Annotated in this window: 25 protein-coding genes and 1 riboswitch; of the genes, 16 read left to right on the forward strand and 9 right to left on the reverse strand. The window is 67.3% G+C overall.

All coding sequences use genetic code 11. The features are described 5' to 3' along the window. The first annotated feature begins 5 nt into the window (after window positions 1-5). Window positions 6-935 carry a dihydrodipicolinate synthase family protein gene (locus tag OCUBac02_RS20595; protein ID WP_173048265.1) on the forward strand — a complete coding sequence of 310 codons (930 nt, stop codon included), beginning with the start codon at window positions 6-8 and terminating at the stop codon, window positions 933-935. Continuing rightward, the gene (locus OCUBac02_RS20600) at window positions 935-1,720 is read left to right on the forward strand and encodes an SDR family oxidoreductase (RefSeq protein WP_173048267.1); all 786 of its coding nucleotides are present in this window, start codon (window positions 935-937) and stop codon (window positions 1,718-1,720) included. The genes OCUBac02_RS20595 and OCUBac02_RS20600 overlap by 1 nt, the downstream gene beginning before the upstream one ends. Window positions 1,721-1,728: 8 nt before the next feature. Here the strand turns inward: OCUBac02_RS20600 and OCUBac02_RS20605 are convergent, their stop codons facing one another. Continuing rightward, window positions 1,729-2,394: a thermonuclease family protein gene (locus OCUBac02_RS20605; protein ID WP_173048269.1), complete on the reverse strand. Its 666-nt coding sequence runs from the start codon at window positions 2,392-2,394 to the stop codon at window positions 1,729-1,731. A 183-nt stretch (window positions 2,395-2,577) separates the two neighbouring features. Between OCUBac02_RS20605 and OCUBac02_RS20610 the strand changes: the two genes are divergently transcribed. After that, window positions 2,578-3,924 carry a UDP-glucose dehydrogenase family protein gene (locus tag OCUBac02_RS20610; protein ID WP_173048271.1) on the forward strand — a complete coding sequence of 449 codons (1,347 nt, stop codon included), beginning with the start codon at window positions 2,578-2,580 and terminating at the stop codon, window positions 3,922-3,924. A gap of 64 nt (window positions 3,925-3,988) precedes the next feature. Here OCUBac02_RS20610 and OCUBac02_RS20615 read toward each other — a convergent pair whose 3' ends face one another. Both OCUBac02_RS20615 and OCUBac02_RS20620 read right to left on the reverse strand, forming a co-directional pair. After that, entirely contained in the window at window positions 3,989-4,132 is a 144-nt protein-coding gene (locus tag OCUBac02_RS20615) for a hypothetical protein (protein ID WP_173048273.1), read from the reverse strand. 125 nt (window positions 4,133-4,257) lie between these two features. Then, window positions 4,258-5,700 (reverse strand): undecaprenyl-phosphate glucose phosphotransferase, encoded by a 1,443-nt coding sequence (locus OCUBac02_RS20620; protein WP_173048275.1) that lies wholly within the window; start codon window positions 5,698-5,700, stop codon window positions 4,258-4,260. Window positions 5,701-5,901: 201 nt separating this feature from the next. Here OCUBac02_RS20620 and OCUBac02_RS20625 point away from each other — a divergent pair, with 201 nt between their 5' ends. From OCUBac02_RS20625 to OCUBac02_RS20685, 13 genes are all read left to right on the forward strand, one after another. Further along, window positions 5,902-7,323, forward strand: coding sequence for a phosphomannomutase (locus tag OCUBac02_RS20625; protein WP_173048277.1), 1,422 nt, complete (start codon window positions 5,902-5,904; stop codon window positions 7,321-7,323). Between the two features lie 90 nt (window positions 7,324-7,413). After that, the gene (locus tag OCUBac02_RS20630) at window positions 7,414-8,439 is read left to right on the forward strand and encodes an NAD-dependent epimerase (RefSeq protein ID WP_173048279.1); all 1,026 of its coding nucleotides are present in this window, start codon (window positions 7,414-7,416) and stop codon (window positions 8,437-8,439) included. Between the two features lie 37 nt (window positions 8,440-8,476). Beyond that, complete coding sequence (gene pcaF / locus OCUBac02_RS20635) at window positions 8,477-9,685, forward strand: 3-oxoadipyl-CoA thiolase (RefSeq protein ID WP_173048281.1); 1,209 nt, start codon at window positions 8,477-8,479, stop codon at window positions 9,683-9,685. 231 nt (window positions 9,686-9,916) lie between these two features. Continuing rightward, window positions 9,917-10,972: a dTDP-glucose 4,6-dehydratase gene (gene rfbB / locus OCUBac02_RS20640; RefSeq protein WP_173048283.1), complete on the forward strand. Its 1,056-nt coding sequence runs from the start codon at window positions 9,917-9,919 to the stop codon at window positions 10,970-10,972. 12 nt (window positions 10,973-10,984) lie between these two features. Then, complete coding sequence (gene rfbC / locus OCUBac02_RS20645) at window positions 10,985-11,542, forward strand: dTDP-4-dehydrorhamnose 3,5-epimerase (protein ID WP_173048285.1); 558 nt, start codon at window positions 10,985-10,987, stop codon at window positions 11,540-11,542. Continuing rightward, window positions 11,542-12,450 (forward strand): dTDP-4-dehydrorhamnose reductase, encoded by a 909-nt coding sequence (rfbD, locus tag OCUBac02_RS20650; protein WP_173048287.1) that lies wholly within the window; start codon window positions 11,542-11,544, stop codon window positions 12,448-12,450. Before rfbC ends, rfbD begins: the two co-directional genes overlap by 1 nt. Beyond that, window positions 12,447-13,322 (forward strand): glucose-1-phosphate thymidylyltransferase RfbA, encoded by an 876-nt coding sequence (rfbA, locus tag OCUBac02_RS20655; RefSeq protein WP_173048289.1) that lies wholly within the window; start codon window positions 12,447-12,449, stop codon window positions 13,320-13,322. The genes rfbD and rfbA overlap by 4 nt, the downstream gene beginning before the upstream one ends. A 72-nt stretch (window positions 13,323-13,394) precedes the next feature. After that, window positions 13,395-13,523, forward strand: a riboswitch (TPP riboswitch). A gap of 90 nt (window positions 13,524-13,613) precedes the next feature. Then, window positions 13,614-14,690, forward strand: a complete 1,077-nt coding sequence (locus OCUBac02_RS20660) for a LuxE/PaaK family acyltransferase (protein WP_197933284.1) — start codon at window positions 13,614-13,616, stop codon at window positions 14,688-14,690. A gap of 4 nt (window positions 14,691-14,694) precedes the next feature. Further along, entirely contained in the window at window positions 14,695-16,143 is a 1,449-nt protein-coding gene (locus tag OCUBac02_RS20665) for an acyl-CoA reductase (protein ID WP_197933285.1), read from the forward strand. Then, window positions 16,133-16,924 (forward strand): ABC transporter ATP-binding protein, encoded by a 792-nt coding sequence (locus OCUBac02_RS20670; protein WP_173048296.1) that lies wholly within the window; start codon window positions 16,133-16,135, stop codon window positions 16,922-16,924. The genes OCUBac02_RS20665 and OCUBac02_RS20670 overlap by 11 nt, the downstream gene beginning before the upstream one ends. Further along, a complete protein-coding gene (locus OCUBac02_RS20675; protein ID WP_197933286.1) occupies window positions 16,921-17,670 on the forward strand; it encodes an ABC transporter permease in 750 nt (249 codons plus the stop codon). Before OCUBac02_RS20670 ends, OCUBac02_RS20675 begins: the two co-directional genes overlap by 4 nt. Window positions 17,671-17,676: 6 nt before the next feature. Next, window positions 17,677-18,669 (forward strand): ABC transporter substrate-binding protein, encoded by a 993-nt coding sequence (locus OCUBac02_RS20680; protein ID WP_173048298.1) that lies wholly within the window; start codon window positions 17,677-17,679, stop codon window positions 18,667-18,669. Next, window positions 18,666-19,433: an SDR family oxidoreductase gene (locus tag OCUBac02_RS20685; protein ID WP_173048300.1), complete on the forward strand. Its 768-nt coding sequence runs from the start codon at window positions 18,666-18,668 to the stop codon at window positions 19,431-19,433. Before OCUBac02_RS20680 ends, OCUBac02_RS20685 begins: the two co-directional genes overlap by 4 nt. 176 nt (window positions 19,434-19,609) lie before the next feature. Here OCUBac02_RS20685 and OCUBac02_RS20690 read toward each other — a convergent pair whose 3' ends face one another. From OCUBac02_RS20690 to katG, 6 genes are all read right to left on the reverse strand, one after another. Continuing rightward, entirely contained in the window at window positions 19,610-19,999 is a 390-nt protein-coding gene (locus OCUBac02_RS20690) for a c-type cytochrome (protein ID WP_173048302.1), read from the reverse strand. 12 nt (window positions 20,000-20,011) lie between these two features. Then, the gene (locus OCUBac02_RS20695; RefSeq protein ID WP_173048304.1) at window positions 20,012-20,335 is read right to left on the reverse strand and encodes a hypothetical protein; all 324 of its coding nucleotides are present in this window, start codon (window positions 20,333-20,335) and stop codon (window positions 20,012-20,014) included. Between the two features lie 26 nt (window positions 20,336-20,361). Further along, the gene (locus OCUBac02_RS20700; RefSeq protein ID WP_173048306.1) at window positions 20,362-21,678 is read right to left on the reverse strand and encodes a sulfite oxidase; all 1,317 of its coding nucleotides are present in this window, start codon (window positions 21,676-21,678) and stop codon (window positions 20,362-20,364) included. Window positions 21,679-21,759: 81 nt separating this feature from the next. After that, the gene (locus OCUBac02_RS20705; RefSeq protein WP_173048308.1) at window positions 21,760-22,533 is read right to left on the reverse strand and encodes an anti-sigma factor; all 774 of its coding nucleotides are present in this window, start codon (window positions 22,531-22,533) and stop codon (window positions 21,760-21,762) included. Continuing rightward, window positions 22,534-23,052: an RNA polymerase sigma factor gene (locus OCUBac02_RS20710; protein WP_173048310.1), complete on the reverse strand. Its 519-nt coding sequence runs from the start codon at window positions 23,050-23,052 to the stop codon at window positions 22,534-22,536. It lies immediately after the preceding gene. 143 nt (window positions 23,053-23,195) lie between these two features. After that, a complete protein-coding gene (katG, locus tag OCUBac02_RS20715) occupies window positions 23,196-25,370 on the reverse strand; it encodes a catalase/peroxidase HPI (RefSeq protein WP_173048312.1) in 2,175 nt (724 codons plus the stop codon). Window positions 25,371-25,532 lie beyond the last annotated feature (162 nt).

The following is a 25,532-nucleotide window of genomic DNA, read 5'->3' on the forward strand; positions in this document are numbered from 1 at the left end:
CCACCATGGCTCTGCTCGATGAAACCGCCGATGGCGTCTATGTCATCGCGGTGACGCCCTTCACCGAAACCGGCGCGCTCGATCTCGACAGCACCGAGCGCATGGTCGATTTCTACCTGGAGAAAGGCGCGACCGGCCTGACCGTGCTCGGCATGATGGGCGAGGCCCCGAAGCTGACGGCGGAGGAATCCCGCATCTTCGTGCGCCGCGTGCTGAAGCGCGTGGATGGTCGCGTGCCGGTCGTCGCCGGCGTTTCGGCGGCGGGCTTCGCCGCGATGGCCGAACTCAGCGAAAGCGTGATGGGCGATGGCGCCGCCGGCGTCATGGTCGCGCCACCCTCGAACCTGCGCACCGACGACCAGATCGTCTCCTATTATGCGATGGTGGCCGAGACGCTGGGCCCGAAGACGCCCTTCGTACTGCAGGATTTCCCGCTGGTGACGCAGGTGCAGATCACGCCGGCCGTCATCCTGAAGATCGTCGCGGCGCACCCGTCCTGTGTCATGCTCAAGCATGAGGATTGGCCGGGCCTCGCCAAGATCTCGGCTCTGCGTGCGGCGAGCGACAAGGGCGGCCGGCGCATCTCGATCCTCGTCGGCAATGGCGGCATGTTCCTGCCGGAGGAATTGTCGCGCGGCGCCGACGGCGCCATGACCGGCTTCGCCTATCCCGAGATGATGGTCGATGTCTGGAAGACCCATGCCGCCGGAAAGGTCGAGCGGGCGCATGATCTGTTCGACGCCTATCTGCCGCTGGCGCGCTACGAGCAGCAGCCCGGCCTCGGCCTCGCCATCCGCAAGTACACGCTGGCGAAGCGCGGCGCGATCGGCTCCGCCACCCTGCGCAAGCCGGGCGGGGCATTGTCCAAGGCGGATATCGCCGATATCGAACGGCTCATCGCGCGGCAGGAGCGGCGCCTGAAGGAGATCGGCTGATGGACCTCGGACTTTCCGGAAAGCGCGCCCTCGTCCTGGGCGCCAGCCGCGGGCTCGGCGCGGTGATCGCGCAGACGCTCGTTGCCGAAGGCGCGACCGTCATCGCTGCAGCCCGCAGCACCGATGTCACGGAAAGCTGGATCGCCGGCCTCCCGGCGCAGCAGCGCGGCCGCGCCAGTGCCGCGAAGCTCGACCTTGCCGATATCGCATCGGTCGATGCGCTCGCCGACAGGCTGATCGCCGAAGGCGGCGTCGATATCCTGATCGGCAATTCCGGCGGCCCGCCGCCGGGCGAGGCGCGCGACGCCAAGCGCGACGACTGGCTCAGGCATTTCGAGGGAATGGCCGCCAACCTGTTCCATCTGGCACAGCGCCTGCTGCCCGGCATGACGGAGCGCGGCTTCGGCCGGATCGTCACGATCGCCTCCTCCGGCGTCGAGCAGCCGATCCCCCGGCTCGCCCTGTCCAACGGCATCCGCGCCGCCGTGATCGGCTGGTCGAAGACGCTGGCCTCGGAGGTCGCGGGCAGCGGCGTGACGGTGAATGTCGTGCTGCCGGGCCGCATCCATACCGAGCGGGTCGACCAGCTCGACGACGCCGCGGCAGCGCGCAGCGGCGGCACGCGCGAGGCGGTCGCGAAAGCCTCGATCGCGACGATTCCCGCCGGGCGCTATGGCAAGCCGCAGGAATTCGCCGATGTCGTCACCTTCCTCGCCAGCGAACGGGCGAGCTATGTGACCGGTGCGAAGATCCGCATCGATGGAGGTTTGATCAGGGGCATCTGAAATGCCGGTCACGGCGTGACGATGCGCCAGTCGCCACGCCAGAGACCCGCTCCGGCCGCCCTGGCCTTGGCCATGTCGGCCGCGAAGGCTGCGCCGCCTTCCGGCATGGGCCGCGCCCAACCCTGCAGGACCAGCAGGCGCGCGACGTCGCCCGCGGGCAATGCATCCTTCGCTTCCAGACGACAATCGGCAACGATGCCGCCATCGGCCGACATGTCGCGCGGCTGGCAGGACAGGCTGCGGTTGGCGACGGTGTTGTGCAAGGCGGCGCGGGCCTGCAGGCCGCATGACCAGCGGGCCTCGCCATCGAGACAGACATCGGTCGCACGAGGCGCCTCGACTCCCGCAAGCCGAACGATCCTCTCGCCGTCGCGGAAGCTTGCGCCATCGATGGAGCGCAGAGGCGGCGCCACCTCGAAGGCCGAAAGCGCGGCAGGATCATCCGGGCGCCGAGCCGCCTGCGCTTCCTTCGCAGCGGTCTCCATCCGCCCGTCGAGTTTCGCCGCTGAAGCCGCGGCCCGGTCCGCCGCGATCATCTCGGCAGCAGCCGGCGATGCCCCTTCGCCGACAGGAGCGCGCTCGTCGAGAAGGATCAGGACAAGGACGGCACTCAGCAGAACGATACCCGTGATCAGGACCGGAAGCGCCACGGTCTGGAATCGAAACCGGCGCATCCCCCTCCCTCTCTCCCGATCCTCGGCCACACTTGGATGGGCCGAGTCAGCCCAAGCCGACATCTTGATCATGGGCTTCGGCGGATGTGAAGTCCGACGCATCGGCAAGTTTTGATGCTCGCGCTCGGATAGCGGGCAGGTTATATCCCAGCGTAATCGAAGATCGGATGGTGGGATCGACCGATGAAGATCGTGATGGTTGGCTCGGGCTATGTCGGGCTCGTCTCCGGGGCGTGCTTTGCGGATTTCGGGCATGAGGTGGTCTGCGTCGACAAGGTCGAGGCCAAGGTCTCGGCGCTGAAGCGCGGTGAGATTCCGATCTTCGAGCCCGGCCTTGCGGATCTGGTGCGGACGAATGCGGCGGCGGGCCGCCTGTCCTTCACCACCGATCTCGCCGGTCCCGTCGCCGAAGCGGATGCGGTCTTCATCGCCGTCGGCACGCCGTCGCGTCGCGGCGACGGCTTCGCCGATCTCTCCTATGTCTATGCCGCGACCCGCGAGATCGCGCAGGCGCTGCGGGGCTATACGGTGATCGTGACCAAGTCGACGGTGCCGGTCGGCACTGGCGACGAGGTCGAGCGCATCGTCCGGGAACTCAGGCCCGATGCCGATTTCGCCGTCGTCTCCAACCCGGAATTCCTGCGCGAGGGCGCCGCGATCGAGGATTTCAAGCGGCCGGACCGCATCGTCGTCGGCACCGACGACGAACGGGCGCGCACCGTCATGGCCGATATCTACCGACCTCTCTATCTCAACAACGCGCCGATCCTGAATACTGGCCGGCGCACAGCGGAGCTGACGAAATACGCCGCCAACGCTTTCCTGGCGACCAAGATCACCTTCATCAACGAGATCGCCGATCTCTGCGAGCAGGTCGGCGCCAATGTCCAGGACGTCGCCCGCGGCATGGGGCTCGACAACCGCATCGGCGGCAAGTTCCTGCACGCCGGGCCGGGCTATGGCGGTTCCTGCTTCCCGAAGGACACGCTCGCGCTGATCAAGACGGCGCAGGATTACGGCACGCCCTCGCGCATCGTCGAGACGGTCGCGGCGGTGAACGACCAGCGTAAGCGCGCGATGGGCCGCAAGGTCGTCGCGGCCTGCGGCGGCGCGGTGCGGGGCAAGACGATCGCGGTGCTGGGCCTGACCTTCAAGCCGAACACCGACGACATGCGCGACGCGCCCTCGATCGCCGTGATCACCGCGCTGATGGATGGCGGCGCCACGATCCGGGCCTATGACCCCGAGGGCATGGAGCAGGCGAAGGCAGTGCTGCCGGCAGGCGTGACCTATTGCGGCGACGCCTATGATTGCGTGACAGGCGCGGATGCGGCGGTGATCGTGACCGAATGGAACATCTTCCGCGCGCTCGATCTCGACCGCGTCAAGGCCGCGATGGCGGCGCCCGTCCTCGTCGACCTGCGCAATGTCTACCGGGCCGAGCAGGTCCGCGCCAAGGGCTTCACCTATGCCGATGTCGGCCGCGGCGTCGTTGCGCCCGGCGGCAGGGAAACCGAAAGCGCGGCCTGAGCGACGCCGCGCCGGCCTGCTCGCGGGCGCTTCATGTTAGAGCGTGGGACAGCAGGCCGACGCTCTAGGCAAAGACGTGCCAGAGGCCGTACCCGATCAGGCCGAGCCAGGCCGTCTCGAAGGTTGCGATCGCTGCAGCAAGCAGCAATGCGACCATGTCAGCGGAAAGACGCTCGCTGCGTGTCATGGCTGGATCGATTTGCGTCATAGCGGGACATCCTCAGCAGATGGAGAATGCCGTCGCACGGTGCATGCCAGCCCGACTTTCTTCGCGTCAAGCCGATCAACGCGCGGGGATGCGCCGCGCCTTTCTCGCGCGCGACACATACACGATCAGTAGGTGTGCTTGATGTTGCAGATCGTGCCGAAGGTCCGCACGATGATCCGGATATCCAGCCAGACGCTGGCGTTCTCGACATACCACAGGTCCAGCTTCACACGCTCGGCCATACTTTCCGTCGTCGGCGTCTCGCCGCGGCTGCCATTGACTTGCGCCCAGCCGGTCAGCCCGGGCTTGACCTGCTGCCGATAGGGATAATCACCGATCAGCCGCTCGTAATGCTCGTCATGCGCCATGGCATGGGGACGGGGACCGACAATCGACATCTCGCCGCGAAGGACATTCCAAAGTTGCGGCAGCTCATCGATGCTCAACCTCCGGAGCCATCGCCCGACTGCGGTCACGCGGTCATCGCGCCGCGAGGCCTGCCGAACGACCGCGCCATCCTCCAGCACCCGCATGCTGCGGAATTTCAGGATCTTGAACGGCTGGTTGTTGAAGCCATTGCGCATCTGCTTGAACAGGATCGGGCCCGGACCGCTCAGCCGAATGATGGCCGCAGTCATGACGAGGAGCGGTGCCAACAGCAGCAGGCCCGAAACCGCGATGACGATATCGACGCAGCGCTTGGCGGCACGCTCACCTTCGCTCATCGGCGCCCGGTGTATCTCGACCGTCACAATGTCCGATCCGAAGCGCTCGACCCGGCGCAGGACGAGTTCGCCCAGCCGGCCGTCGAGCATGAGTTTGATGGGCAAAGGCAGAATCCGCAGCCGCGCAAGCACACGCTCGACGAGATCGAAGCGCCGGCTGTCGAGCAGCACCACGATCTCCTGAATCTGCGAGCCTCTGAGCGCAGCGATCGCCTGATCAAGGACGGTGTCAACCTCCCCATGCGAGGCCTCGCGGCCGGCGGGCAACTGAACATTCGCCGCGACTGAAAAGCCGAAGGGGGCAAGCCGCTGGATCGTCCAGCTGAGGTCCGTCGCGGGGCAATCGGAGACGATGGCGACGCGGCGCGTCGCAAATTGCCCGTGCGCGAGCGCGCGGCTGATGAAGCCCTGCCAATAGAAGCGCGACGCCACGACGACGCAGAAAGCGATCACCACGAACGAGATCGTGGTCGCGCGCGAGATCAAGTGACCTGTCTTCAACGCGAAGCCGATCAGCGTCAGAAAGCCGGTAACCGCGAGCCAGATGACGAGGGCGTTTGAAATCTGTCGAAGCGGCTGGAGCAGCTCAGTCGGTCGGTAAAAGCCGCGTTGCTGCATTAACAGGACAAAAAGAGCGGCAAAAAGCGCGCCTATGGCTCCGGACATCGCCAGCACCGAGGAATTCCCCGACCCCAGCGCGTCATAGACGAGGCCGCACGCCAGACTCGCCCCCACGATGGCGGCGACATCAACCAGCGCAACGAAGCGACCCGACAGGTCGTACCGAAACCGGATACCTCCCTCGCGGGACGCCTCTCTCGCAGCAACGAAATCGCTTGCCATGAGAAGACCCAATATAGGCATGAGGCGAGAAAAATTTTACGCCTCCTTAACCACGTTTTCAACCGGGGCCACCTGGGCCCTCGCTCTTGAGGGAGCGGACATTCTTGTTTCCACCGAGCGAAATCCTCTCCTGCAGCGCAGTGACTCCGCCGGCAGAGCTGAGGTAACGGTTCGCCGCCCCCTTGGACGGACCTTCACCGCATGAGCAGCCTGAAATTCGGAACCTCCGGCCTGCGCGGCCTCGTGACGGAGCTTGTCGGCCTGCCGACCTACGCTCATGTTCGCGCCTTCTGCGCCATGTTGCGCGATGAGGGCGAGGCGGCGAAACCCGGCAGCGACGTCCTGATCGGCCGCGACCTGCGCTCGTCCAGTCCGCTGCTCGCAGCGCAATGCGCTCAGGCCATTGCGGATGCCGGGCTCGTTCCGGTGGATTGCGGCCCCGTGCCGACACCCGCCCTGGCGCTGGCTGCCATGGCCGCCGGCTGCCCTGCCGTGATGGTCACGGGCAGCCACATTCCCGACGACCGGAACGGGTTGAAATTCTATCGCGCCGGGGGCGAGATCGACAAAGCTGACGAGGCGGGCATTCTGGCGCAGCATGAGGCGCTCGCGCTCGCGACGGCCCCGGATATCTCCATCACGGCGCGGCAGCGCGACGTCCTCGCTCCCTACCGCGCACGCTATGTCGACTTCTTCGGGCATGCCCTGGACGGTCTCACCATCGGCGTCTACCAGCATTCATCCGTCGGGCGCGACGTCGTCCACGACGTGCTGGCCGCACTCGGCGCGACGCCCGTCCCGCTGGGCCGAAGCGAGACTTTCATCCCGGTCGATACCGAAGCCCTCCGCCCGGAAGACGAGAACCTGGCCCGGCGCTGGGCAAGCGAGCGCAGGCTCGATGCGATCGTCTCGACCGATGGGGATGCGGATCGCCCGCTCGTTGCCGATGAGGTCGGCCGCTTCCTCCGTGGCGACCTCGTCGGTGCCCTCACCGCGCGCTTCCTCGGCGCAGATGCGATCGTCACGCCGGTGACATCGAATTCCGCGCTCGACCGCCCCGGATCGTTCGACAAGGTGGTGCGGACACGCGTCGGCTCGCCTCATGTGATCGCCGGCATGACGGAAGCCGAAGCTGCAGGTGCCGGGACCATCGTCGGCTTCGAGGCCAATGGCGGCGTGCTGCTGGGCTCGAACGTCATGCTCGACGGACGCCATCTCTCCGCTCTGCCCACGCGAGATGCCCTTCTGCCGATCCTGGCGACTCTTGCCCTGGCGCGCGCCACAGGCAAGCCGCTCAGCGCCATGGCGGCCGAAGCCCGGTTTGCGACCGCGCTGTCGAACCGCCTGCAGGAGGTCCCGCAGGACAGGACCGCAGCCCTGATCGCGAGGCTCGACGCGGAGGATTCCGGCTTTCGGGACACCGCCTTCGCCGCCCATGGCGCCGTGGTCTCACGCGACCGCCGGGACGGCCTGCGGCTGACGCTCGGCAACGGTGCGACGGTGCATTTCCGGGCCTCCGGCAATGCACCGGAGCTGCGTGTCTATGTCGAGGCCCCGACGCCGGAAGCAGCGGAGGCGCTGCTGACCGAAAATCTCGCTTTCGCGGCGGCGCAAACGCGCTAAACCATGGGCGAAGCTGCTCGCCGAGCCGGCGCATCAATCTGACACCGCAGCGACTCCGTCGGCTGCCGCCGCCTTCAGCAGGGACATCACGTGGATCAGGCCACCTCGTTCGAACGCGTGCTTCTGACCGGTGCGGCCGGCTTCGTCGGATTCCATGTGACGCAAGCGCTGCTCGACAAGGGCGTCGAGGTTCTCGGCATCGACAACCTCACGCCCTATTACGATCCCGCCCTCAAGCAGGCCCGGCTCGACCGGCTCGTCGCCCGCAACGGCTTCTCCTTCGAGCCGATCGACATCGCCGAATACGATGCGGTGCAGGCGGCCTTCGCAACGTTCCGTCCGCAGGTCGTGATTCATCTCGCGGCGCAGGCCGGCGTGCGCTACTCGCTCGAGAACCCGCGCGCCTACGCCGCATCCAATCTCGACGGCTTCCTGTCGATCCTCGAAGCCTGCCGGCACAATCCCGTCGACCACCTCGTCTACGCCTCGTCGAGCTCTGTCTACGGCGCCAATGCCAAGGTGCCGTTCAGCGAGCATGACGGGGCCGACCATCCGGTCTCGCTCTATGCGGCGACCAAGCGCGCCAATGAACTGATGGCGCATTCCTATTCGCATCTCTACGGAATCCCCGCGACGGGCCTGCGCTTCTTCACGGTCTACGGCCCCTGGGGCAGGCCGGACATGGCCTATTTCAAGTTCACCAAGGCGATCCTCGAAGGCCGGCCCATCGACGTCTATGACGAAGCTACGATGAGCCGCGACTTCACCTATGTCGACGATATCCGCGAGGCGATCGTGCGGCTGGCAGGAAAGCCTCCCCGGACAAATGCGCGAACGAACGCGCCGGCCGACCCGGCGACGTCGACGGCTCCGTGGCGCATCTACAATATCGGCAACCATACGCCGGTGCGTCTCGACCGTTTCATCACGGCGATCGAGGAGGCCTGCGGCCGCAAGGCAATCAAGCGGCACTTGCCCGCCCAGCCCGGGGACGTGCCGGCGACCTATGCCGACGTGGCCGACCTGACCGCCAGCGTCGATTTCCGGCCGGATACGCCGATCGAGACAGGAATCGCTCGCTTCGTCGCCTGGTATCGGGAATTCTATCGTATCTGAGCCGACCGGCAGCGCCTTCGAGACAGGACTTGACGACATGACCGAAGCCTTCATCTGCGCCTATGTCCGCACGCCCATCGGCCGCTTCGGCGGCTCGCTGTCGTCTGTCCGGGCTGACGATCTCGGCGCGGTGCCGCTGAAGGCGCTGGTCGAACGCAATCCGAAAGTCGATTTCGGCGCCGTCGACGACGTGATCTTCGGCTGCGCCAACCAGGCGGGCGAGGACAACCGCAATGTCGCGCGCATGGCGCTGCTGCTCGCCGGCCTGCCCAAGGAAGTGCCGGGCACGACGATCAACCGGCTCTGCGGCTCCGGCATGGATGCGGTCATCGCCGCCGCCCGCGCGATCAAGGCCGGCGAGGCCGAACTGATGATTGCCGGCGGCGTCGAAAGCATGTCGCGCGCCCCCTTCGTCCTGCCCAAGGCCGACAGCGCCTTCTCCCGCCACGCCGAGATCCACGACACCACGATCGGCTGGCGCTTCGTCAACCCGCTGATGAAGGCGCAGTACGGCATCGATTCCATGCCCGAGACCGGCGAGAACGTCGCCGCCGACTGCCATGTCAGCCGGGCCGATCAGGACGCCTTCGCCTTGCGCTCGCAGCAGAAGGCGGTCGCGGCCCAGCAGAACGGCCGCCTCGCCAAGGAGATCGTCCCGGTCCTGATCCCGCAGCGCAAGGGCGATCCCATCCGCGTCGAGATCGACGAGCATCCGCGCGGGGACACGACGCTGGAGAAGCTCGCCAAGCTCGGTACGCCGTTCCGCAAGGAAGGCGGCACCGTCACCGCCGGCAATGCCTCGGGCGTCAATGACGGCGCGGCGGCGCTGATCATCGCTTCCGAGAAGGCGGCTGCGAAATACGGGCTGACGCCGATCGCGCGCGTGCTCGGCGGCGCGACCGGCGGCATCGCGCCCCGCATCATGGGTCTCGGACCGATCCCGGCGACGCGCAAGCTCTGCGAGCGCCTCGGCCTCAAGCCCGCCGATTTCGACGTGGTCGAGCTGAATGAAGCCTTCGCCAGCCAGGGCATCGCCGTGCTGCGCGAACTCGGCATCGCCGAGGACGGCGCGCATGTGAACCCGAATGGCGGCGCGATCGCGCTGGGCCACCCGCTCGGCATGTCCGGCGCCCGCATCACCGGCACGGCGGCGCTCGAACTCTCGCTGACCGGCAAGCGCCGGGCGCTCGCCACCATGTGCATCGGTGTCGGCCAGGGCATCGCGGTCGCCCTGGAACGCGCTTAGGCGCCGCAACGACCGCGTCTCCCGCACCGAGAGCATGGGCCTCTAACCATAAGGGGCCTTTGTTTGGCCGCGGTTCGGGCGTTTCGCTGTCGCACGAAAGCGGTTCATGATAGGGCCGCTTTGTGAAGGGGGATATGCGTTGAGGCCGACGGTCAGAACCGCCGATTCAGTTATGCGGGCCTGGTCCGCTTTCTCGTCCCGCCTTCTCGATCGTCGCCAGGATCGCTCTTCATGCCCTTGAGATTTCTCGTGACCGGCGGCGCCGGGTTCATCGGCTCGGCCGTGGTGCGCAAGCTGATCGGCGAGACGGAGCATGAGGTTTGCGTCGTCGACAAGCTGACCTATGCCGGCAATCTCGCCTCGCTGGCACCGGTCGCGCGCAGCAACCGCTACCGGTTCGAGCAGGCCGATATTGGCGACGGCGAGAGGATGAAGGCGATCTTCGCCGATTTCCAGCCCGATATCGTGATGCATCTTGCCGCCGAAAGCCATGTCGACCGCTCGATCGACGGGCCGGCCGCCTTCATCGAGACCAATGTCGTCGGCTCGTTCACCCTGCTGCAGGAAGCGCTGCGCCATTTCCGGGCATTGCCGGAGGAGCGCAAGGCGCGCTTCCGCTTCCACCATATCTCGACCGACGAGGTCTTCGGCTCGCTGGGGGCGGACGGCTTCTTCCGCGAGGATACCGCCTATCAGCCGAACTCGCCCTATTCGGCCTCCAAGGCGGCGTCTGACCATCTCGTGCGGGCCTGGCATCACACCTATGGCCTGCCGGTGGTGATGACCAATTGCTCGAACAATTACGGGCCCTATCACTTCCCCGAGAAGTTGATCCCGCTGATGATCATCAATGCGCTGGAGGGCAAGAAGCTGCCGGTCTACGGCAACGGGCTCAACGTGCGCGACTGGCTCTATGTCGACGACCATGCCGACGCACTGCTGACCGTCGCGACCAACGGCAAGCTGGGCGAGAGCTACAATATCGGCGGTCACAACGAGAAGACCAATATCGAGGTGGTGAAGACCATCTGCGCCCTGCTCGACGAGCTCAGGCCCGATCCGAAAGGTTCGCGCGAGCGCCTGATAGCTTACGTCACCGACCGGCCGGGACATGATGCGCGCTATGCGATCGATGCCGGCAAGATCGGCCGCGAGCTCGGCTGGAAGCCGAGGGAAACCTTCGAGACGGGCCTGCGCCGCACCGTCGAATGGTATCTCGCCAATCCCGCATGGTGGGGCGATATCCGCTCCGGTGTCTATCGCGGCGAACGCCTCGGCGCGGCCTGAACGGGGAAAGACATGCTGAGCGTCGAGGAAACGGCGATCCCGGCCGTCAAGATCGTCACGCCGAAGAAGCACGGCGACCCTCGCGGCTTCTTCTCGGAGACCTGGAGCCGCAAGGCCTTCGCGGAAGCCCGGCTCGATCTCGACTTCGTCCAGGACAACCAGTCACTGTCCGGTCCGGTCGGCACGTTGCGCGGCCTCCATTTCCAGTCCCCGCCTTTCGCGCAGGACAAGCTGGTGCGGGTCACGCGCGGGCGCATCCTCGACGTCGCCGTCGATATCCGCAGCTCGTCCCCGACTTTCGGGAAACATGTCGCGGTCGAACTCTCAGCCGAGAACTGGAAGCAGCTCCTGGTCCCCGTCGGCTTCGCCCATGGCTTCGTCACGCTGGAGCCGGATACCGAGGTCATCTACAAGGTCACCGCGCCCTACGCGCCCGAGAACGACCACGGGCTTGCCTTCGACGACCCGGCTCTGGGCATCGACTGGCGCCTGCCGCTCTCCGGCCTCACCCTCTCCGACAAGGACCGCAAGCATCCGCGTCTCGCCGAGATGCTGCGCTATTTCGACTGATGACATTGCGTATCGCCGTCACCGGTTGGACCGGCCAGGTCGTCTGCGCCATGCTGGAGCGCGTGCCGGTCGGCGTCGAGGTCATCGCGCTGCGCCGGCCCGACCTCGATCTCGCGGTTCCGAAGACGGTCGCGCCGGCCCTGCGCTCGGCGAGGCCCGACGTCATCGTCAACACCGCCGCCTATACCGCCGTGGACCAGGCCGAGAGCGAGCCGGAGCTGGCCATGCGGGTCAATGGCGAGGCCGCCGGCGAGGCGGCGCGCGCCGCGGCGGCGCTCGGCATTCCCATGATCCAGCTCTCGACCGACTATGTCTTCGACGGCGGGCTCGACCGGCCCTATCGCGAGGATGATGCGACCGGCCCGATCTTGGCCTATGGCGCCAGCAAGCTTGCCGGCGAGCAGGCGGTCGCGGCCGCGACCGACAACCACGCCATCCTGCGCACCGCCTGGATCTACAGCCCGTTCGGCAAGAACTTCGTCAAGACGATGCTGCATCTCGCCGAGACGCGCGACGAGGTCGGGGTCGTCGCCGACCAGGCGGGCTGCCCGACCAGCGCACTCGATATCGCCGATGCGATCTTCACCGTCGCGCGCAACCTGACGGGTCGGAGGGACGAGGCTTGCCTGCGCGGCGTGTTCCACATGAGCGCGACGGGCGAAGCCGTCTGGGCCGATGTCGCCGAGGCGATCTTCGCGGAACGTCAGCGGCTGGGTGGCGAGCCGATACGGGTCAGGCGCATCGCAACCGCGGATTATCCGACGCCCGCGCGCCGGCCCGCCAATTCCCGGCTCGATTGCAGCAAGCTAGCACTTGCCCATGGCGTTCAGTTGCCCGAATGGCGGAGCTCGCTTCAAGCTTGCGTCGCACGGCTTCTCAAGGATCAAGGCAAGGACCAGCAACCATGAAGGGGATCATCCTGGCCGGCGGCTCGGGCACGCGGCTGCACCCGATGACGCTGGCGATGTCGAAGCAGTTGCTGCCCGTCTACGACAAGCCGATGATCTACTACCCGCTCTCGACGCTGATGCTCGCCGGCATCCGCGAGGTGCTGATCATCTCGACACCGCACGACCTGCCGCATTTCAAGCGCCTGCTCGGCGACGGCTCCGACTGGGGCATGGATCTCACCTATGCCGAGCAGCCGCATCCCGGCGGACTGGCGCAGGCCTATCATATCGGCGCCGATTTCGTCGCGGGCGAGCCGTCGGCCCTGATCCTCGGCGACAACCTCTATTACGGCCACAGCCTGCCGGGGATGATGGCCCGCGCAACGGCCCGGACGACGGGCGCGACCGTCTTCGCCTATCATGTCCGTGATCCCGAGCGGTACGGCGTCGTCGCCTTCGATGCGTCAGGCAAGGCGATCTCGATCGAGGAGAAGCCGAAGGTCCCGCAATCGAACTGGGCCGTCACGGGCCTGTATTTCTACGATGCCGAGGTCGTGGAGATCGCCCGCTCGCTGAAGCCCTCGGCCCGCGGCGAGCTCGAGATCACCGACGTCAACCGGATCTATCTCGAACGCGGCCAGCTCTCGGTGGAATCGATGGGCCGCGGCTTCGCCTGGCTCGATACCGGCACGCCCGACAGCCTGCTGGAAGCGGGCGAGTTCGTGCGCACGCTCGAAAGCCGCCAGGGTCTGCGCATCGCCTGCCCGGAGGAGATCGCGGCGCGACAGGGCTGGATATCGGCCGCGCAGCTTACCGCCCTCGGCGAAAAGCTCGCCAAGGGCGATTACGGACAGTATCTCATGCGCATGGCACGGGACATCGCCGGCTGACGTCCTGGTTCGCTCGGATACCCGCCCGGCTGCGTTATCGCTTGACAGCGGGGCCTGCCGCTCGTCATCTGCATCCGTTCCCAGGGGGGCCTCGCTAGGAGGCTGAGATTCCGCCGGCAGGGCTTTCGAGCCTGGCAACGCGGTGACCCTCCGAACCTGATCCGGATCATACCGGCGTAGGGATGCGGGACATGCGGCCGTCACAGGCCCTGATTCCAGCTTGCGCTCATGATCCTCCAGCGATCGACGCTCCCGGCTTGCCCGCGCGCGTCCGAACGGAGCGAGCTTCAAGTGACGCAAGCCGAGATCATCGCGGCGCTCAAGGCATTCATCGCGCTTCCCGACGCGTCGGACGCCGAATTCGAGGCGATGGCGCTCCAGGTTTTCGCCTATCAGTTCCGCAACAACGAGCCCTATAAGCGCTTCTGCCTGCAGCGCGGGCGCACGCCGCTCTCGGTCCGGCGCTGGCGCGATATTCCCGCCGTGCCGATCACCGCCTTCAAGGACCTGACGCTGAGCTGCAGCCCGCCGGAAGCGGCCGAGCGCGTCTTCATGACCAGCGGCACGACGCAGGGCATCCGCGGCCGCAGCTATCACCCGACGCTCGACGTCTGGAAGCGCTCGATGCTGGTCAATTTCCGCGCGCGCTTCATGCAGGGCGGCGAGCGCATCCGCATGGGCATCCTCTTCCCCGACGAGGCCGAGCTGCCCAATTCCTCGCTCGCCACCTATCTCTCGCTCGCCAAACGCGAATGCGGCACGGCGGATTCCCAGGCCTTCATCGATGCTGCCGGACTCGACCTGGACGGTCTTCTGTCGGCGCTGGAGCAGGCCGAGACGAGCGGCGAGCCCTATGCCCTGCTCGGCGCGAGCTACTCTTTCGTTCCCGTGCTGGATGCGCTCGCCGAGAGCGGCCGGAGCTTCGTCCTGCCGGAAGGCAGCCGTATCCTCGACACCGGCGGCTTCAAGGGCCAGTCGCGCGAACTCGGGCCCGACGAGTTTTACGACGGTCTTTCCGCGGCCTTCGGCGTGCCGCGCGCGTCTTGCATCAACATGTACGGGATGACCGAGCTGAGCTCGCAGCTCTATGACGACGGCAATGCCGTCTGCCCGTCGGTGAAGTCGGGGCCGCACTGGATTCGCAGCCGCGTCGTCGATCCGCTGACCGGCGCCGACCTGCCCGAAGGCCAGCGCGGCGTGATCGTCCATCACGACCTCGCTCATTTCAACTGCGTCGCGGCGATCCTGACCGAGGATGCCGGCGAAATCGTGCCCGGCGGATTCAGGTTGCTCGGCCGCGTCGACGGCGAGGCCTCGAAGGGCTGTTCGGTCGCCGTCGCCGAATTCCTCGCAGCAGCGCGAGGCTGATGACGTGGTCGAGCATGCGGGCCATCTGCCGGGCCTGAATCGCGAAGCGCTGCGCTGGCGCGAGGTCAGCCACAGCGCCTGGGGCGAAAACGCTACCATCGCGCTGCCCGAGCTCGACGAAGCGCAGGCCGCGACGCTCTGCGCGCATGTGCGCGACAACGCTCGCGCCCGATTGAAGCGGATGGAGACGGCGCGCATCGTCGATGCGATCGACGCCGCCATTGCACGCCTGCTCGACCGTGAGCATCCGCTGCGGCGCAAGGCGGAACACCTGCTGCCGATCGTCACCGGCTATGACCGCGAGACGGTCCGGCTCGGCCTCACCGGCTATCTCAAGACCTTCCGCAAGCCGCAGCTCCTGCGTTTTCTGGCCGAGGATTTCGGCAATCCCGGCGTGCTCGACGGTTTCCAGCCGACGCCCAAGGGTGGTTCCCTGCACGCTCATGGCCCGGAGCTTCTGCTGCATGTCTGGGCCGGCAATGTCCCGGCGCTGTCGCTCTGGAGCCTGATCTGCGGCCTGCTGGTCAAAGCGGGCAGCATCGGCAAGCTCGCCTCGGCCGAGCCTCTGACCGCCGGCTGGTTCGCGAGCCTGCTGGCAGAGATCGATCCCAAGATCGGCGAATGCCTCGCCATCACCTGGTGGAAGGGCGGCGAGGCGGCGGCCGAGCCGGTCTTCCTGCGCGCGGCCGATACGATCATGGCCTATGGCGGCAACGAGACGCTGACGTCGTTGCGCGCGAAGCTCCCGATCACCACGCGCTTCCTGCCGCATGGCCACAAGATCGGCTTCGGCGTGATCGCGCGCGAGACGCTCGACAGCCGCAAGGCGCCGGTGCTTGCCCGGCTCGCAGCCCATGATGTCGTGCGTTACGAGCAGCAGGGCTGCTATTCGCCGCAGATGCTTTTCGTCGAGCGCGGCGGAAAGGTCAGCCCTGCCGAGTTCGCCCGCTACGTCGCGCAGGAACTCGCCGCCCTCGCCGCGCGCCATCCGCGCCGCGCGCTCTCGTCGGGCGAGGCGACGTCGATCGCGGCGTGGCGTGGCGCGCAGGAGACGCGCGCGATGGACGGCGCCGCGGAGCTTCTTGGCGAAGCATCCGACAATTGGAGCGTCGTCCATGTCGAAGCACCGGAAGCCCTGAGCCCGACCGGGCTGAACCGCACGCTCAAGCTCGTCGCGGTCGAAAGCCTCGACGATGTCGCCGCCCTCGTCGCGCCCTATCGCAGCTTCCTCCAGACGGCCGGCATCGCCGCGTCGCCCGAACGGCTGTTCCGGCTTTCCGAGCAACTGGGCGCGATCGGAGTCAGCCGCATCGCCCCGCTCGGCCGCATGACCGCGCCGGAGGCCGGCTGGCATCACGACGGGCGCTTCAGCCTCCTCGATCTCGTCACCTTCACCGAGATCGAGCAATCCGCCGAAGCTGCGGCAGAGGGGTTCGCGCCCTATGTCGACTGAACCGCACAAGCCCGGCTTCGTCACGATCGAGCGCGCGAGCTACCGCTATGACGCGACCGGCCCTGCCGTCGTCGATGCGGCCGAATGGTCGATCCCGCGCGGCGATATCCATTGCCTGCTCGGCCGCAGCGGCTGCGGCAAGACCACCCTGCTCAAGCTCGCCGCCGGCCTGCTGATGCCAAGCGAAGGCGCGATCCGCATCGGCGGCGAGACGCTGCACGGGCCGAGCCCGCGCGCCGGCTTCGTCTTCCAGGCGCCGACCCTGCTCGACTGGCTGAACGCGCGCGACAATGTCCTGCTGCCGATCTCGCTGAAGCGGCGCCCGACCATCGCCGACAAGGATGCCGCGATCGACCTGCTGGAGCGTGTCGGCCTCGCCGATTTCGCCATGCGCCGGCCGGTCGAGCTGTCCGGCGGCCAGCAGAGCCGTGTCGCCGTTGCCCGCGCGCTGATCGGCAATCCCGACCTGCTGCTGCTCGACGAGCCTTTCGCGGCGCTCGACGCCCTGACGCGCGAGGAATTGCAGGACGATCTGCTGCGGCTCTGCGCACTCAACGGCACGACCGCACTTTTCGTCACGCATGATATCGGCGAGGCCGTCTATCTCGCCGACACCGTCGCGGTGATGGCGGCCGGGCAAGTCACGCATGTGCGCCGGATCGAACTGGCCCGTCCGCGTCATCGCGACATGCGCTATGCGCCTGGCTTTATCGCCGCCTGCCGCGGCTTGCGCGACGCCATGGATGACGCGGCCATAGCCAGCCGGAGGCCGGCGGCATGATGGCCCGTCTGCCCTCGCTCCTGCTGCTCTTCGCGCTGCTCGCCGGCTGGGAAGCCTGGTGCCGGCTCGGCGGCCTGTCGCCGCTCGTCCTGCCGCCACCGTCCGCCGTGCTTACGACGCTGTGGAGCGAGATCGCGACCGGCAGGCTCTGGCCGCATCTGGCGATGACCGTCACCGAGATGGTGCTGGGTCTCGGCATCGGCGCCGTCGTCGGGCTCGGTGTCGGTATCCTGTTGGCGGAGTTCCCGGCGCTCAGCCGCCTGCTGCGGCCCTATGTGCTGGCGAGCCAGCTCGTGCCCAAGCTCGCGCTCGGGCCGCTCTTCATCATCTGGTTTGGCTTCGGCATGACGCCGACCGTCGTCATCACCGCACTGATCTGCTTCTTCCCGCTGATGGAGAATACGCTGACCGGGATCAGCGAGGTCGATGCCTCCCGCCGCGAACTCTTCCGCATGCTCGGCGCCGGCCGCCTCAAGACCTTGCTGCGCCTCAAGCTGCCGGCGGCACTGCCGGTCATCATGGCGGGCCTGCGCGTCGCCGTCGTGCTGGCGCTGGTCGGCGCCGTGGTCGGCGAGTTCATCGGCGGGCGGATCGGGCTCGGCGCCTCGATCATCGCCGCGCAGAGCGTGATGGATTCGAGCCTGATCTTCGCGCTCTTCATCGTCATCACCGCCCTTGGAATGCTGCTCTACGAGGCCGTGCGCCTGATCGAGCGCCGCGTCCTTCACCGTTTCTCGAAAGGCTAGATTCCCATGTCCGCGCTGCGCGCCTTCCTGATGCTCGCCCTCTCCTGCCTCGTCTCAGCCCCCGCGACGGCGCAATCGCTCGACAAGATCACCGTCGCCGGCTGGAGCCAGCCGATCAGCGAGATCACCAACCTGCTGGCCGAGCCCGACAAGGGCTTCTTCAAGGCGAAGGGCATCGCGCTCGATTATGTGCCCGGCACTGGCGGCGGCGCGGCCCTGCAGAACATGCTCGCCGGGCAGGCCGATATCGCCTTCACCGACCCGGCCGCACTCTATCTCGCGCTCGACAAGGGCGAGAAGCTCGTCGCGATCTACAACATCTATCCGCAGAACGTCTTCAACGTGGTCGCGCTGAAGAGCAACGGCATCCGCACGGCCGCCGATCTCAAGGGCAAGCGCATCGGCGTCTACAGCCTGGCCAGCGGCACCTACCAGAACCTGCTCGTGCTGCTGCATCAGGTCGGCCTGAGCGAGAAGGACGTGCAGATCCAGCCGACCGGCCTGCTCAATTTCGCGCCGCTGATGCAGGGCCAGGTCGACGCCACCGCCGCGACCGATACCGGGCTGCTCGTCGCCCGCGCCAAGGGACTGGGCGAGGCCAACGTCATCGAGGTTCGCGACCAACTCAACCTGCCGAGCGACATCTTCGTGGTGAAGGAAAGCTATTACGAGCAGAACAAGCCGCTGCTGAAGCGCTTCCTCGCCGCCTATCGCGATTCCGCCGCCTGGATGATCGCGAAGCCCGAAGAAGCCGCGCGCATCGCCGTCACCCGCGCGATCAACGGCCGCGACGAGGCGGTCAATCTCGCGATTATCAAGCTGCGCAATGCATCGAGCATCTCGCCGACGACGGAGCGCGAGGGGCTCGGCCGCTTCGATCTCGACGCCCTGCAGAAGGGCGCCGACACGTTCCGCAGCCTCGGCCTGATCACCCGCCAGATCGACATGAAGGCCGTCGTGAAGAGCGACCTGATCCCGCCGAAGGATGGCGCACCGTGAGCTTCCGCGACCGGGCCATCCTCGTCACCGGCGCGAGCCGCGGCATCGGGGCGGCGATCGCGAAGGCTTTCGCGGCCGAGGGCGGGATCGTCGTCGTCAACTACCGGACGAACGAAGCGGCGGCCGAGGCGGTCGTTGCGGAATGCCGCGCCCTCGGCGGCGAGGCGCTCGCCATCACGGCCGATGTCACTTCGCCTGAAGCGGTTACCACGATGGCGACGCGCATCGCCGATGAGGTCGGCCGGCTCGACGTCGTCGTCAATAACGCCTTCGCGCCCTATCGCTTCGATCCGGACAACCGCGCGCGCTTCTGGGAAACGCCTTGGGAGTCTTACGAGCAGCAGTTCGAGGGCGCGGTGAAGGCGGCCTATACGGTCAGCCGCGCGATGCTGCCGCTGCTCCAGCGCCGCAGCGGCGCGAGCATCGTCAATCTCGCCAGCGATCTGGTGACGCGGCCGAGCATTCCCTATCACGACTACACCACGGCGAAGGCAGCGCTCGTCGGCTTCAGCCGCAATCTCGCCGCCGAGCTCGGCCCGCTCGGCATCCGCGTGAACTGCGTTGCGCCGGGGCTGGTCTATCCGACGCAGGCGAGCGCGGATACGCCGGAGGAGGTCCGCGAGATGCTGATCGCGCAGACGCCACTGCGCCGCATCGCGACCCCGGAGGATGTCGCCGGCCCCGTGCTCTTCCTCGCCAGCGACTGGAGCCGCTTCGTCACGGGCCAAGTGCTCCATGTCGATGGCGGGCTGGTGATGGCCTGAGAGGTCGGTTTGATTATCCTTCAGTCCTCATCCTGAGGAGCCATCCCGATAGGGATGGCGTCTCGAAGGATGTTTCAGGAGGCTCCGGAACCATCTGGAGCATCCTTCGAGACGCCGCTACGCGGCTCCTCAGGATGAGGGCTTCAGTTGTTCAAACGCCTCCTGAGATGTCACTGCTACGGTGCCTTCTTGCCGGCGGCGTCGAACTGCTTGAGATAGGCGAGCAGGTCGGCGATGCGCTTCTCGTCTTTCAGGCCGGCATAGATCATCTTGGTGCCCGGCACCTTGCCGCGCGGGTTCTGGATGTATTCGGCGAAGGTCGCCTCGTTCCAGGTGAGGCCGGAATCCTTCATCGCCGCGCTGTAGCTGTAGCCGTCGCGCGCGCCGGCCTTCTGCCCGATGACGCCGTTGAGGGCGGGACCGACGAGGTTCTTGGCGGTCTCGCCGACCTGATGGCAGGCACGGCACTGGGCATAGACCCTCTCGCCGGCGGCGGCATCCTGGGCGCGGGCGGGCTGAGTGCCGGCCGCGAGCAGGGCGGCGCCCGCAAGGATTACGAACTTCATGTCGAGGGAATCCTATTGCTTGGGAGCGAAGGGGCTGACCCAGCCGCCGCTTTTCGCCGGCGTTTTCGGGGGGAAGGCCTGCGCGAGATAGTCGAGCAGGGTCTTGCGCGTCTCCGGATCAGGCTCCGGCATGCTGTGCTTCTCGGTCATCCAGTCGAGGGTCTCGTCCCAGCGGGCGCGATCCATGCCCTGCCGGCCGACGACCTTCATCGAATGGCAGCCGATGCAGTAGCCGAAGGTCTCGTCGCGGCCGGGAAAGTCCGGCAGCGTCTCGGCGGTCTCCTCCTGGGCGAAGCCGGCGGAGGGGGCGAGGAGGAGGGCCGCGAGAGCGGCCATCCGAAGCGATTGCGCGAGCACCATCGTCAGCCCACCATGATGGCGATGCGATGGAGCGGGTTGGAGCCGTAGCCCTGCGGGTTCCAGTTCGTCGCCACATGCGGCTGGCCGACGCCGCGGGAATCGGTCGCGCGGACCCAGAGCTCGAAATAGCCCTCGCTCGGCAGCTTGACCTTGCCGGTCCAGCGCACCCAGTCGTAGCGGTTCCTCGGCTTGGCGAGCGTCATGGCGTGCCAGCGCTGGCCGGCATCGAAGGAGACCTCGACCTTCGCGACGGTGTGGTCGCCGGCCCAGGCCGCGCCGCGCAGCGCGACCTCGCGGGTCGCCGCCGGCAGGCGCGTGCCGTTGGCGGGCGCGCTGATGATCGAGCGCACCGGCATCGAGGTCAGGTCGGTGAAATTGGTCTTGCCGTCGGCATTCGAGCCGGGAACGAGCGGGACGGTGGGCACGCGATAGGAGGTGCCGCCCATGCCCTGCCCGTCATGCGGCGTCGCGCGGACGAGGATGCGGTTCAGCCATTTCGACGAAAGCGAGGCCGGCCAGCCCGGCACGACGAGGCGCAGCGGGCCGCCATGGATATGGGGAAGCGGCTCGCCATTCATCCCCCAGACGATCAGGCAATGCGGCTCCAGCGCCTTCTCGATCGGCATGCCCCGCGAGATCGCGTTCTTGGTGGTATCGCCCGAGAGATGCGGATCGGCGCCGAAATGACCGGTGAACTTGGCGGAGGCCTTGAGGCCCGCCGCCTTCAGCACGTCGGCCAGGCGCACGCCGGTCCATTCGGCGCAGCCGGCGCCGCCATTGGTCCATTGGTTGCCGCGCGCCGCCGGGGAATAGAAGGAGCGGCCATTGCCGCCGCATTCCAGCACCATGCGGAAGGTCTGCGGCTTGAAGCGGGATTTCAGCTCCTTCACCGTCAGGGTCAACGGCTTCTCGACCTCGCCCTCGATCCTGAGCTGCCAGGCATCGACATCCTTGATCGGTTCCGGAATCTGGCCGTTGTTGCGGATGAAGAATTTCGAGATCGGCGTGGTGTCGTCGTCGAGCAGGTTCTCGGGCGTCTCGGCGACGAGCGGGCGGTCGCCGAGCAGGGCCAGGCCCTTGTCCTTGCCGGGATAGTCGAAGGGCTGCGGCCCCTTGGCCGGCGCGGCGGCCGTGGCGCCTTGCGCGGCGGCGGACGAGATCGGGGACAGGCGCGGCAGACCGCCGACAGCCAAGCCCAGCGCGGCAAGGCTGCCGCCGAGCAGAAGGCGCCGCGATGTACGGGGGGTATCGGTGGCGCCGGCAGCAGGCACGGCATCGGTATCGGCTGCGCCCTCGCGCAGGTCTGCTTCGTTGAGCATGGCGTTTCTCCCGAGGACATATTCCTCACTGGAGACGACGCTTCAGGGCTTCGATTTATTCCAAGCCGAGAGAAAAATATCTCAGCCGAGACAGGCGGGGCCGACGCTGCGCGCCGCGACCTGCTCGCGCGGAGTGCCGGGCTCGTCCCGCGTGATCCGGGCGACGAGTGTGGCGATGCCGTCGATGCGGGCCGGATCGATGCCGCGCCCGAGCAGCGCGTAGCTCGCGCGCTCATCGCGCCAGGCGCGGACCAACAGGCCGTCGCGATCCTGCACCGCCGGCTGCAGCGGCAGCGCCGCCTCGACCGGGGCGATCCACAGGCCGACGCGGCAGCCGTTCGGTCCGACATAGCCGGCGAGCATGCCGCCGCCACGGCGCCCCGCCGGATCGAGCGAGAGATGCACCAGGCGCAGCGAAGCAAGGGACAGGTCCGGCAAGGCTCCGGCATCGGCACCGGCAAGCTCGACGCCGAGGCGCGGCGCCTCGCCGGGCGTGGCCTGCGCGAGCCAAAGCTGATGCGCGGCGACGGCAGCCGAAAGCGACGAGCCGGGCGACTGCCGGTAGCTGAGACCGAAAGAGGCAGCACCGACGATCAGAACGAGACAGGCCGCCACAGCCCAGGGCAGCCAGCGCGCGACGCGCGGGCGGACCTGCGGCAACATGAAGGGCGGCGGCGCCGGCATGGGCGATGCCGCTTTGACCGTCGCGCGCAGCTTCGTCAGCGTCGCGACCTGCGCCGCGGCCTCGCGATCATGAGCGAGCGCCGCCGCGACCTTGGCGGCTTGATCGGGCTCCAGCTCGCCGTCGACATAGGCGTTGAGCGTGGTCCAGGAGAGGATGTCGCGTTCAGTCACTTAATCGCTGGCTCGTTTGCGCTGCAGCGCGGCGAAGGGACGGACGCTCCCGCCCTCGATCGCATTCAGAAGCAAAAGCCGCGCCCGGCTGAGGCGGCTCATCACGGTTCCCACCGGCACGGCCAGGATATCCGCCGCCTCGCCATAGCGGAAGCCGGCGAGATCGACCAGTTCGATCACCTCGCGATAGGGCTGATCGAGACGCTCCAGCGCCTGGCGGACGGTGATGACCGCGATCACCCGGTCGTCATGGCGCCATTGCTCGTCCTCGAGCGTCTCCTCGGCGATGGCTGCGCCGGTCTCGCCGCGGCGATGCTCGTCGATCCAGATATTGCGGAGTATCGCGAAGAGCCAGGCCCGGACGCGCTCGTCTTCCTCCGGCGGCGCGGCGGCAAGCGCCTTGGTCGCGCAGGATTGCAGCAGATCGGCTGCGCCGTCGCGGCTGCCGCTCAGGCGCAGCGCATAGGAGAACAGGCGCTCCCAATTCTGGCGCAGCGCACGCTCGACGATGATACGCAAGGACCAAGCCCTCCGCAGCGAATGGCCCTGTCTATCGCAGCGACGGGGCGGCTCCAAGCCTCGCCGGACGCGCCATCCCAACGAAAAGCCCCGCCGGCTGGGCCGGCGGGGCTTGTGGCAGAGCAAGGCTCGCGATGGACGGATCAGGCCGCGTCGGCGCGATCGGCGTTCATCACCTTGGCCCAGGCCGCGACGAAATCGTCGACGAACTTGCGGGCATTGTCGTCCTGGGCATAGACCTCGGCATAGGCGCGCAGCATCGAGTTCGAGCCGAAGACGAGGTCGACGCGGGTTGCGGTCCACTTCACCGCGCCGGTCTTGCGGTCGCGGATCTCGTAGAGGCCGTTCGCGGTCGGCACCCAGCTATTGGCCATGTCGGTGAGGTTGACGAAGAAGTCGCTGGTCAGAGCACCGACGCGGTCGGTGAACACGCCATGCTTCGTGCCGCCATGGTTGGTGCCGAGCACGCGCATGCCGCCGAGCAGCACGGTCATCTCCGCCGCCGTCAGGCCGAGGAGCTGGGCCCGGTCGAGCAGCATCTCCTCGCCGGTGACGACATAGGCTTCCTTCTGCCAGTTGCGGAAGCCGTCGGCGAGCGGTTCCAGCGGCGCGAAGGAATCGGCATCGGTCTGCGCGTCGGTGGCATCGCCACGGCCCGGGGCGAACGGGACGGTCACGTCGAAGCCGGAGGCCTTGGCCGCCTGCTCGACGCCGACATTGCCGGCGAGCACGATCACGTCGGCGACGCTCGCGCCGCTTGCCGCCGCGATCGGCTCCAGGACAGCGAGAACCTTCGCGAGACGCGCCGGCTCGTTGCCGGCCCAGTCCTTCTGGGGGGCGAGGCGGATGCGGGCGCCGTTGCTGCCGCCGCGCTTGTCCGAGCCGCGGAAGGTGCGGGCGCTGTCCCAGGCCGTCGAGACCAGATCGGCGGTCGAGAGGCCGCTGGCGGCGATCTTCGCCTTGAGCGCGGCGACATCGTAGCCGACGCGGCCGGCTGGAACCGGATCCTGCCAGATCAGCTCTTCGGACGGGACGTCCGGGCCGAAATAGCGCGATTTCGGGCCGAGATCGCGATGGGTCAGCTTGAACCAGGCGCGAGCGAAGGCCTCCGAGAACGCATCGAAATCGTTGAGGAAGCGCTCCGAGATCGCGCGGTAGGCGGGATCGACCTTCAGGGCCATGTCGGCGTCGGTCATCATCGGGTTGTGGCGGATCGAGGCGTCCTCGACATCGACCGGCTTGTCGGCGTCGGCGATCGAGACCGGCTCGTACTGCCAGGCACCGGCCGGCGACTTGCGCAGCTCCCAGTCATGGCCGAGCAGCATCTCGAAGAAGCCGTTGTCCCAGCGCGTCGGATGGGTGGTCCAGGCGCCCTCGATGCCGCTGACGACCTGGTCGCGGCCGATGCCGCGGCCCTTCCGGTTCATCCAGCCGAGGCCCTGGTCCTCGATCGAGCCGCCTTCCGGCGCCGGGCTGAGATTGGCCGCGTCGCCATTGCCATGGCTCTTGCCGATGGTGTGGCCGCCGGCGGTCAGAGCGACGGTCTCCTCGTCGTTCATCGCCATGCGCGCGAAGGTCTCGCGCATCATCGCGGCAGTCTTCAGCGGGTCGGGCTTGCCGTTCACGCCTTCCGGATTGACGTAGATCAGGCCCATCTGGACGGCAGCCAGCGGGTTCGCCAGCGTCTTGGCATCGGCGACGTCGCCGTAGCGGTTGTCGCTCGGCGCCAGCCACTCCTTCTCCTCGCCCCAGTAGATGTCCTTCTCGGGGTGCCAGATGTCCTCGCGGCCGAAGGCGAAGCCGAAGGTCTTCAGGCCCGCGACCTCATAGGCGATCGTGCCGGCGAGCGCGATCAGATCGGCCCAGCTCACGCGGTTGCCGTATTTCTTCTTGATCGGCCAGAGCAGGCGGCGCGGCTTGTCGGTATTCGCGTTGTCCGGCCAGGAGTTCAGCGGGGCGAAGCGCTGGTTGCCGGTGCCGGCGCCACCGCGGCCGTCAGAGATGCGATAGGTGCCGGCGGCATGCCAGGTCATGCGGGCCATGGTGCCGACATAGCTGCCCCAGTCGGCCGGCCACCAGTCCTGGCTGTCGGTCATCAGCGCGCGCAGGTCGTTCTTCAGCGCCGCGACGTCGAGCTTCTTCAGCTCCTCGCGATAATTGAAGTCCTTGCCGAGCGGATTGGTCTTGCTGTCCTGCTGATGGAGGATATCCAGGTTCAGGGCGTTCGGCCACCAGCTCGTGACGGAGCCACCGGTCTGGGTCATTCCGCCATGCATGACCGGGCACTTGCCGGCCTTCTTCACGTCGCTGCCGTCCATGATATCCCCCTTCGGAGCCTGCTGATCCGGTCTTTCCGGCAGGCGCCTGACGCCTCGCGCCGGAAGGCGGCGCCTCCCGCATCCGCCCGAAGCCGATGCCGCGCCATTCCATTCGAATGGTTCTAGGGAAAAGCTACCATAATGAGAACTTGAATTTTCAAA

It is taken from the genome of Bosea sp. ANAM02, from assembly GCF_011764485.1.
In the GTDB taxonomy this organism is placed as follows: Bacteria; Pseudomonadota; Alphaproteobacteria; order Rhizobiales; family Beijerinckiaceae; genus Allobosea.

Bases quoted from the DNA above. Each gene is read 5' to 3' on its own strand.
- OCUBac02_RS20595 (WP_173048265.1), top strand. From the start codon at position 6: ATGGCTCTGCTCGATGAAACCGCCGATGGCGTCTATGTCATCGCGGTG.
- OCUBac02_RS20600 (WP_173048267.1), top strand. From the start codon at position 935: ATGGACCTCGGACTTTCCGGAAAGCGCGCCCTCGTCCTGGGCGCCAGC.
- OCUBac02_RS20605 (WP_173048269.1), bottom strand. From the start codon at position 2,394: ATGCGCCGGTTTCGATTCCAGACCGTGGCGCTTCCGGTCCTGATCACG.
- OCUBac02_RS20610 (WP_173048271.1), top strand. From the start codon at position 2,578: ATGAAGATCGTGATGGTTGGCTCGGGCTATGTCGGGCTCGTCTCCGGG.
- OCUBac02_RS20615 (WP_173048273.1), bottom strand. From the start codon at position 4,132: ATGACGCAAATCGATCCAGCCATGACACGCAGCGAGCGTCTTTCCGCT.
- OCUBac02_RS20620 (WP_173048275.1), bottom strand. From the start codon at position 5,700: ATGGCAAGCGATTTCGTTGCTGCGAGAGAGGCGTCCCGCGAGGGAGGT.
- OCUBac02_RS20625 (WP_173048277.1), top strand. From the start codon at position 5,902: ATGAGCAGCCTGAAATTCGGAACCTCCGGCCTGCGCGGCCTCGTGACG.
- pcaF (WP_173048281.1), top strand. From the start codon at position 8,477: ATGACCGAAGCCTTCATCTGCGCCTATGTCCGCACGCCCATCGGCCGC.
- rfbB (WP_173048283.1), top strand. From the start codon at position 9,917: ATGCCCTTGAGATTTCTCGTGACCGGCGGCGCCGGGTTCATCGGCTCG.
- rfbC (WP_173048285.1), top strand. From the start codon at position 10,985: ATGCTGAGCGTCGAGGAAACGGCGATCCCGGCCGTCAAGATCGTCACG.
- rfbD (WP_173048287.1), top strand. From the start codon at position 11,542: ATGACATTGCGTATCGCCGTCACCGGTTGGACCGGCCAGGTCGTCTGC.
- rfbA (WP_173048289.1), top strand. From the start codon at position 12,447: ATGAAGGGGATCATCCTGGCCGGCGGCTCGGGCACGCGGCTGCACCCG.
- OCUBac02_RS20670 (WP_173048296.1), top strand. From the start codon at position 16,133: ATGTCGACTGAACCGCACAAGCCCGGCTTCGTCACGATCGAGCGCGCG.
- OCUBac02_RS20675 (WP_197933286.1), top strand. From the start codon at position 16,921: ATGATGGCCCGTCTGCCCTCGCTCCTGCTGCTCTTCGCGCTGCTCGCC.
- OCUBac02_RS20680 (WP_173048298.1), top strand. From the start codon at position 17,677: ATGTCCGCGCTGCGCGCCTTCCTGATGCTCGCCCTCTCCTGCCTCGTC.
- OCUBac02_RS20690 (WP_173048302.1), bottom strand. From the start codon at position 19,999: ATGAAGTTCGTAATCCTTGCGGGCGCCGCCCTGCTCGCGGCCGGCACT.
- OCUBac02_RS20695 (WP_173048304.1), bottom strand. From the start codon at position 20,335: ATGGCCGCTCTCGCGGCCCTCCTCCTCGCCCCCTCCGCCGGCTTCGCC.
- OCUBac02_RS20700 (WP_173048306.1), bottom strand. From the start codon at position 21,678: ATGCTCAACGAAGCAGACCTGCGCGAGGGCGCAGCCGATACCGATGCC.
- katG (WP_173048312.1), bottom strand. From the start codon at position 25,370: ATGGACGGCAGCGACGTGAAGAAGGCCGGCAAGTGCCCGGTCATGCAT.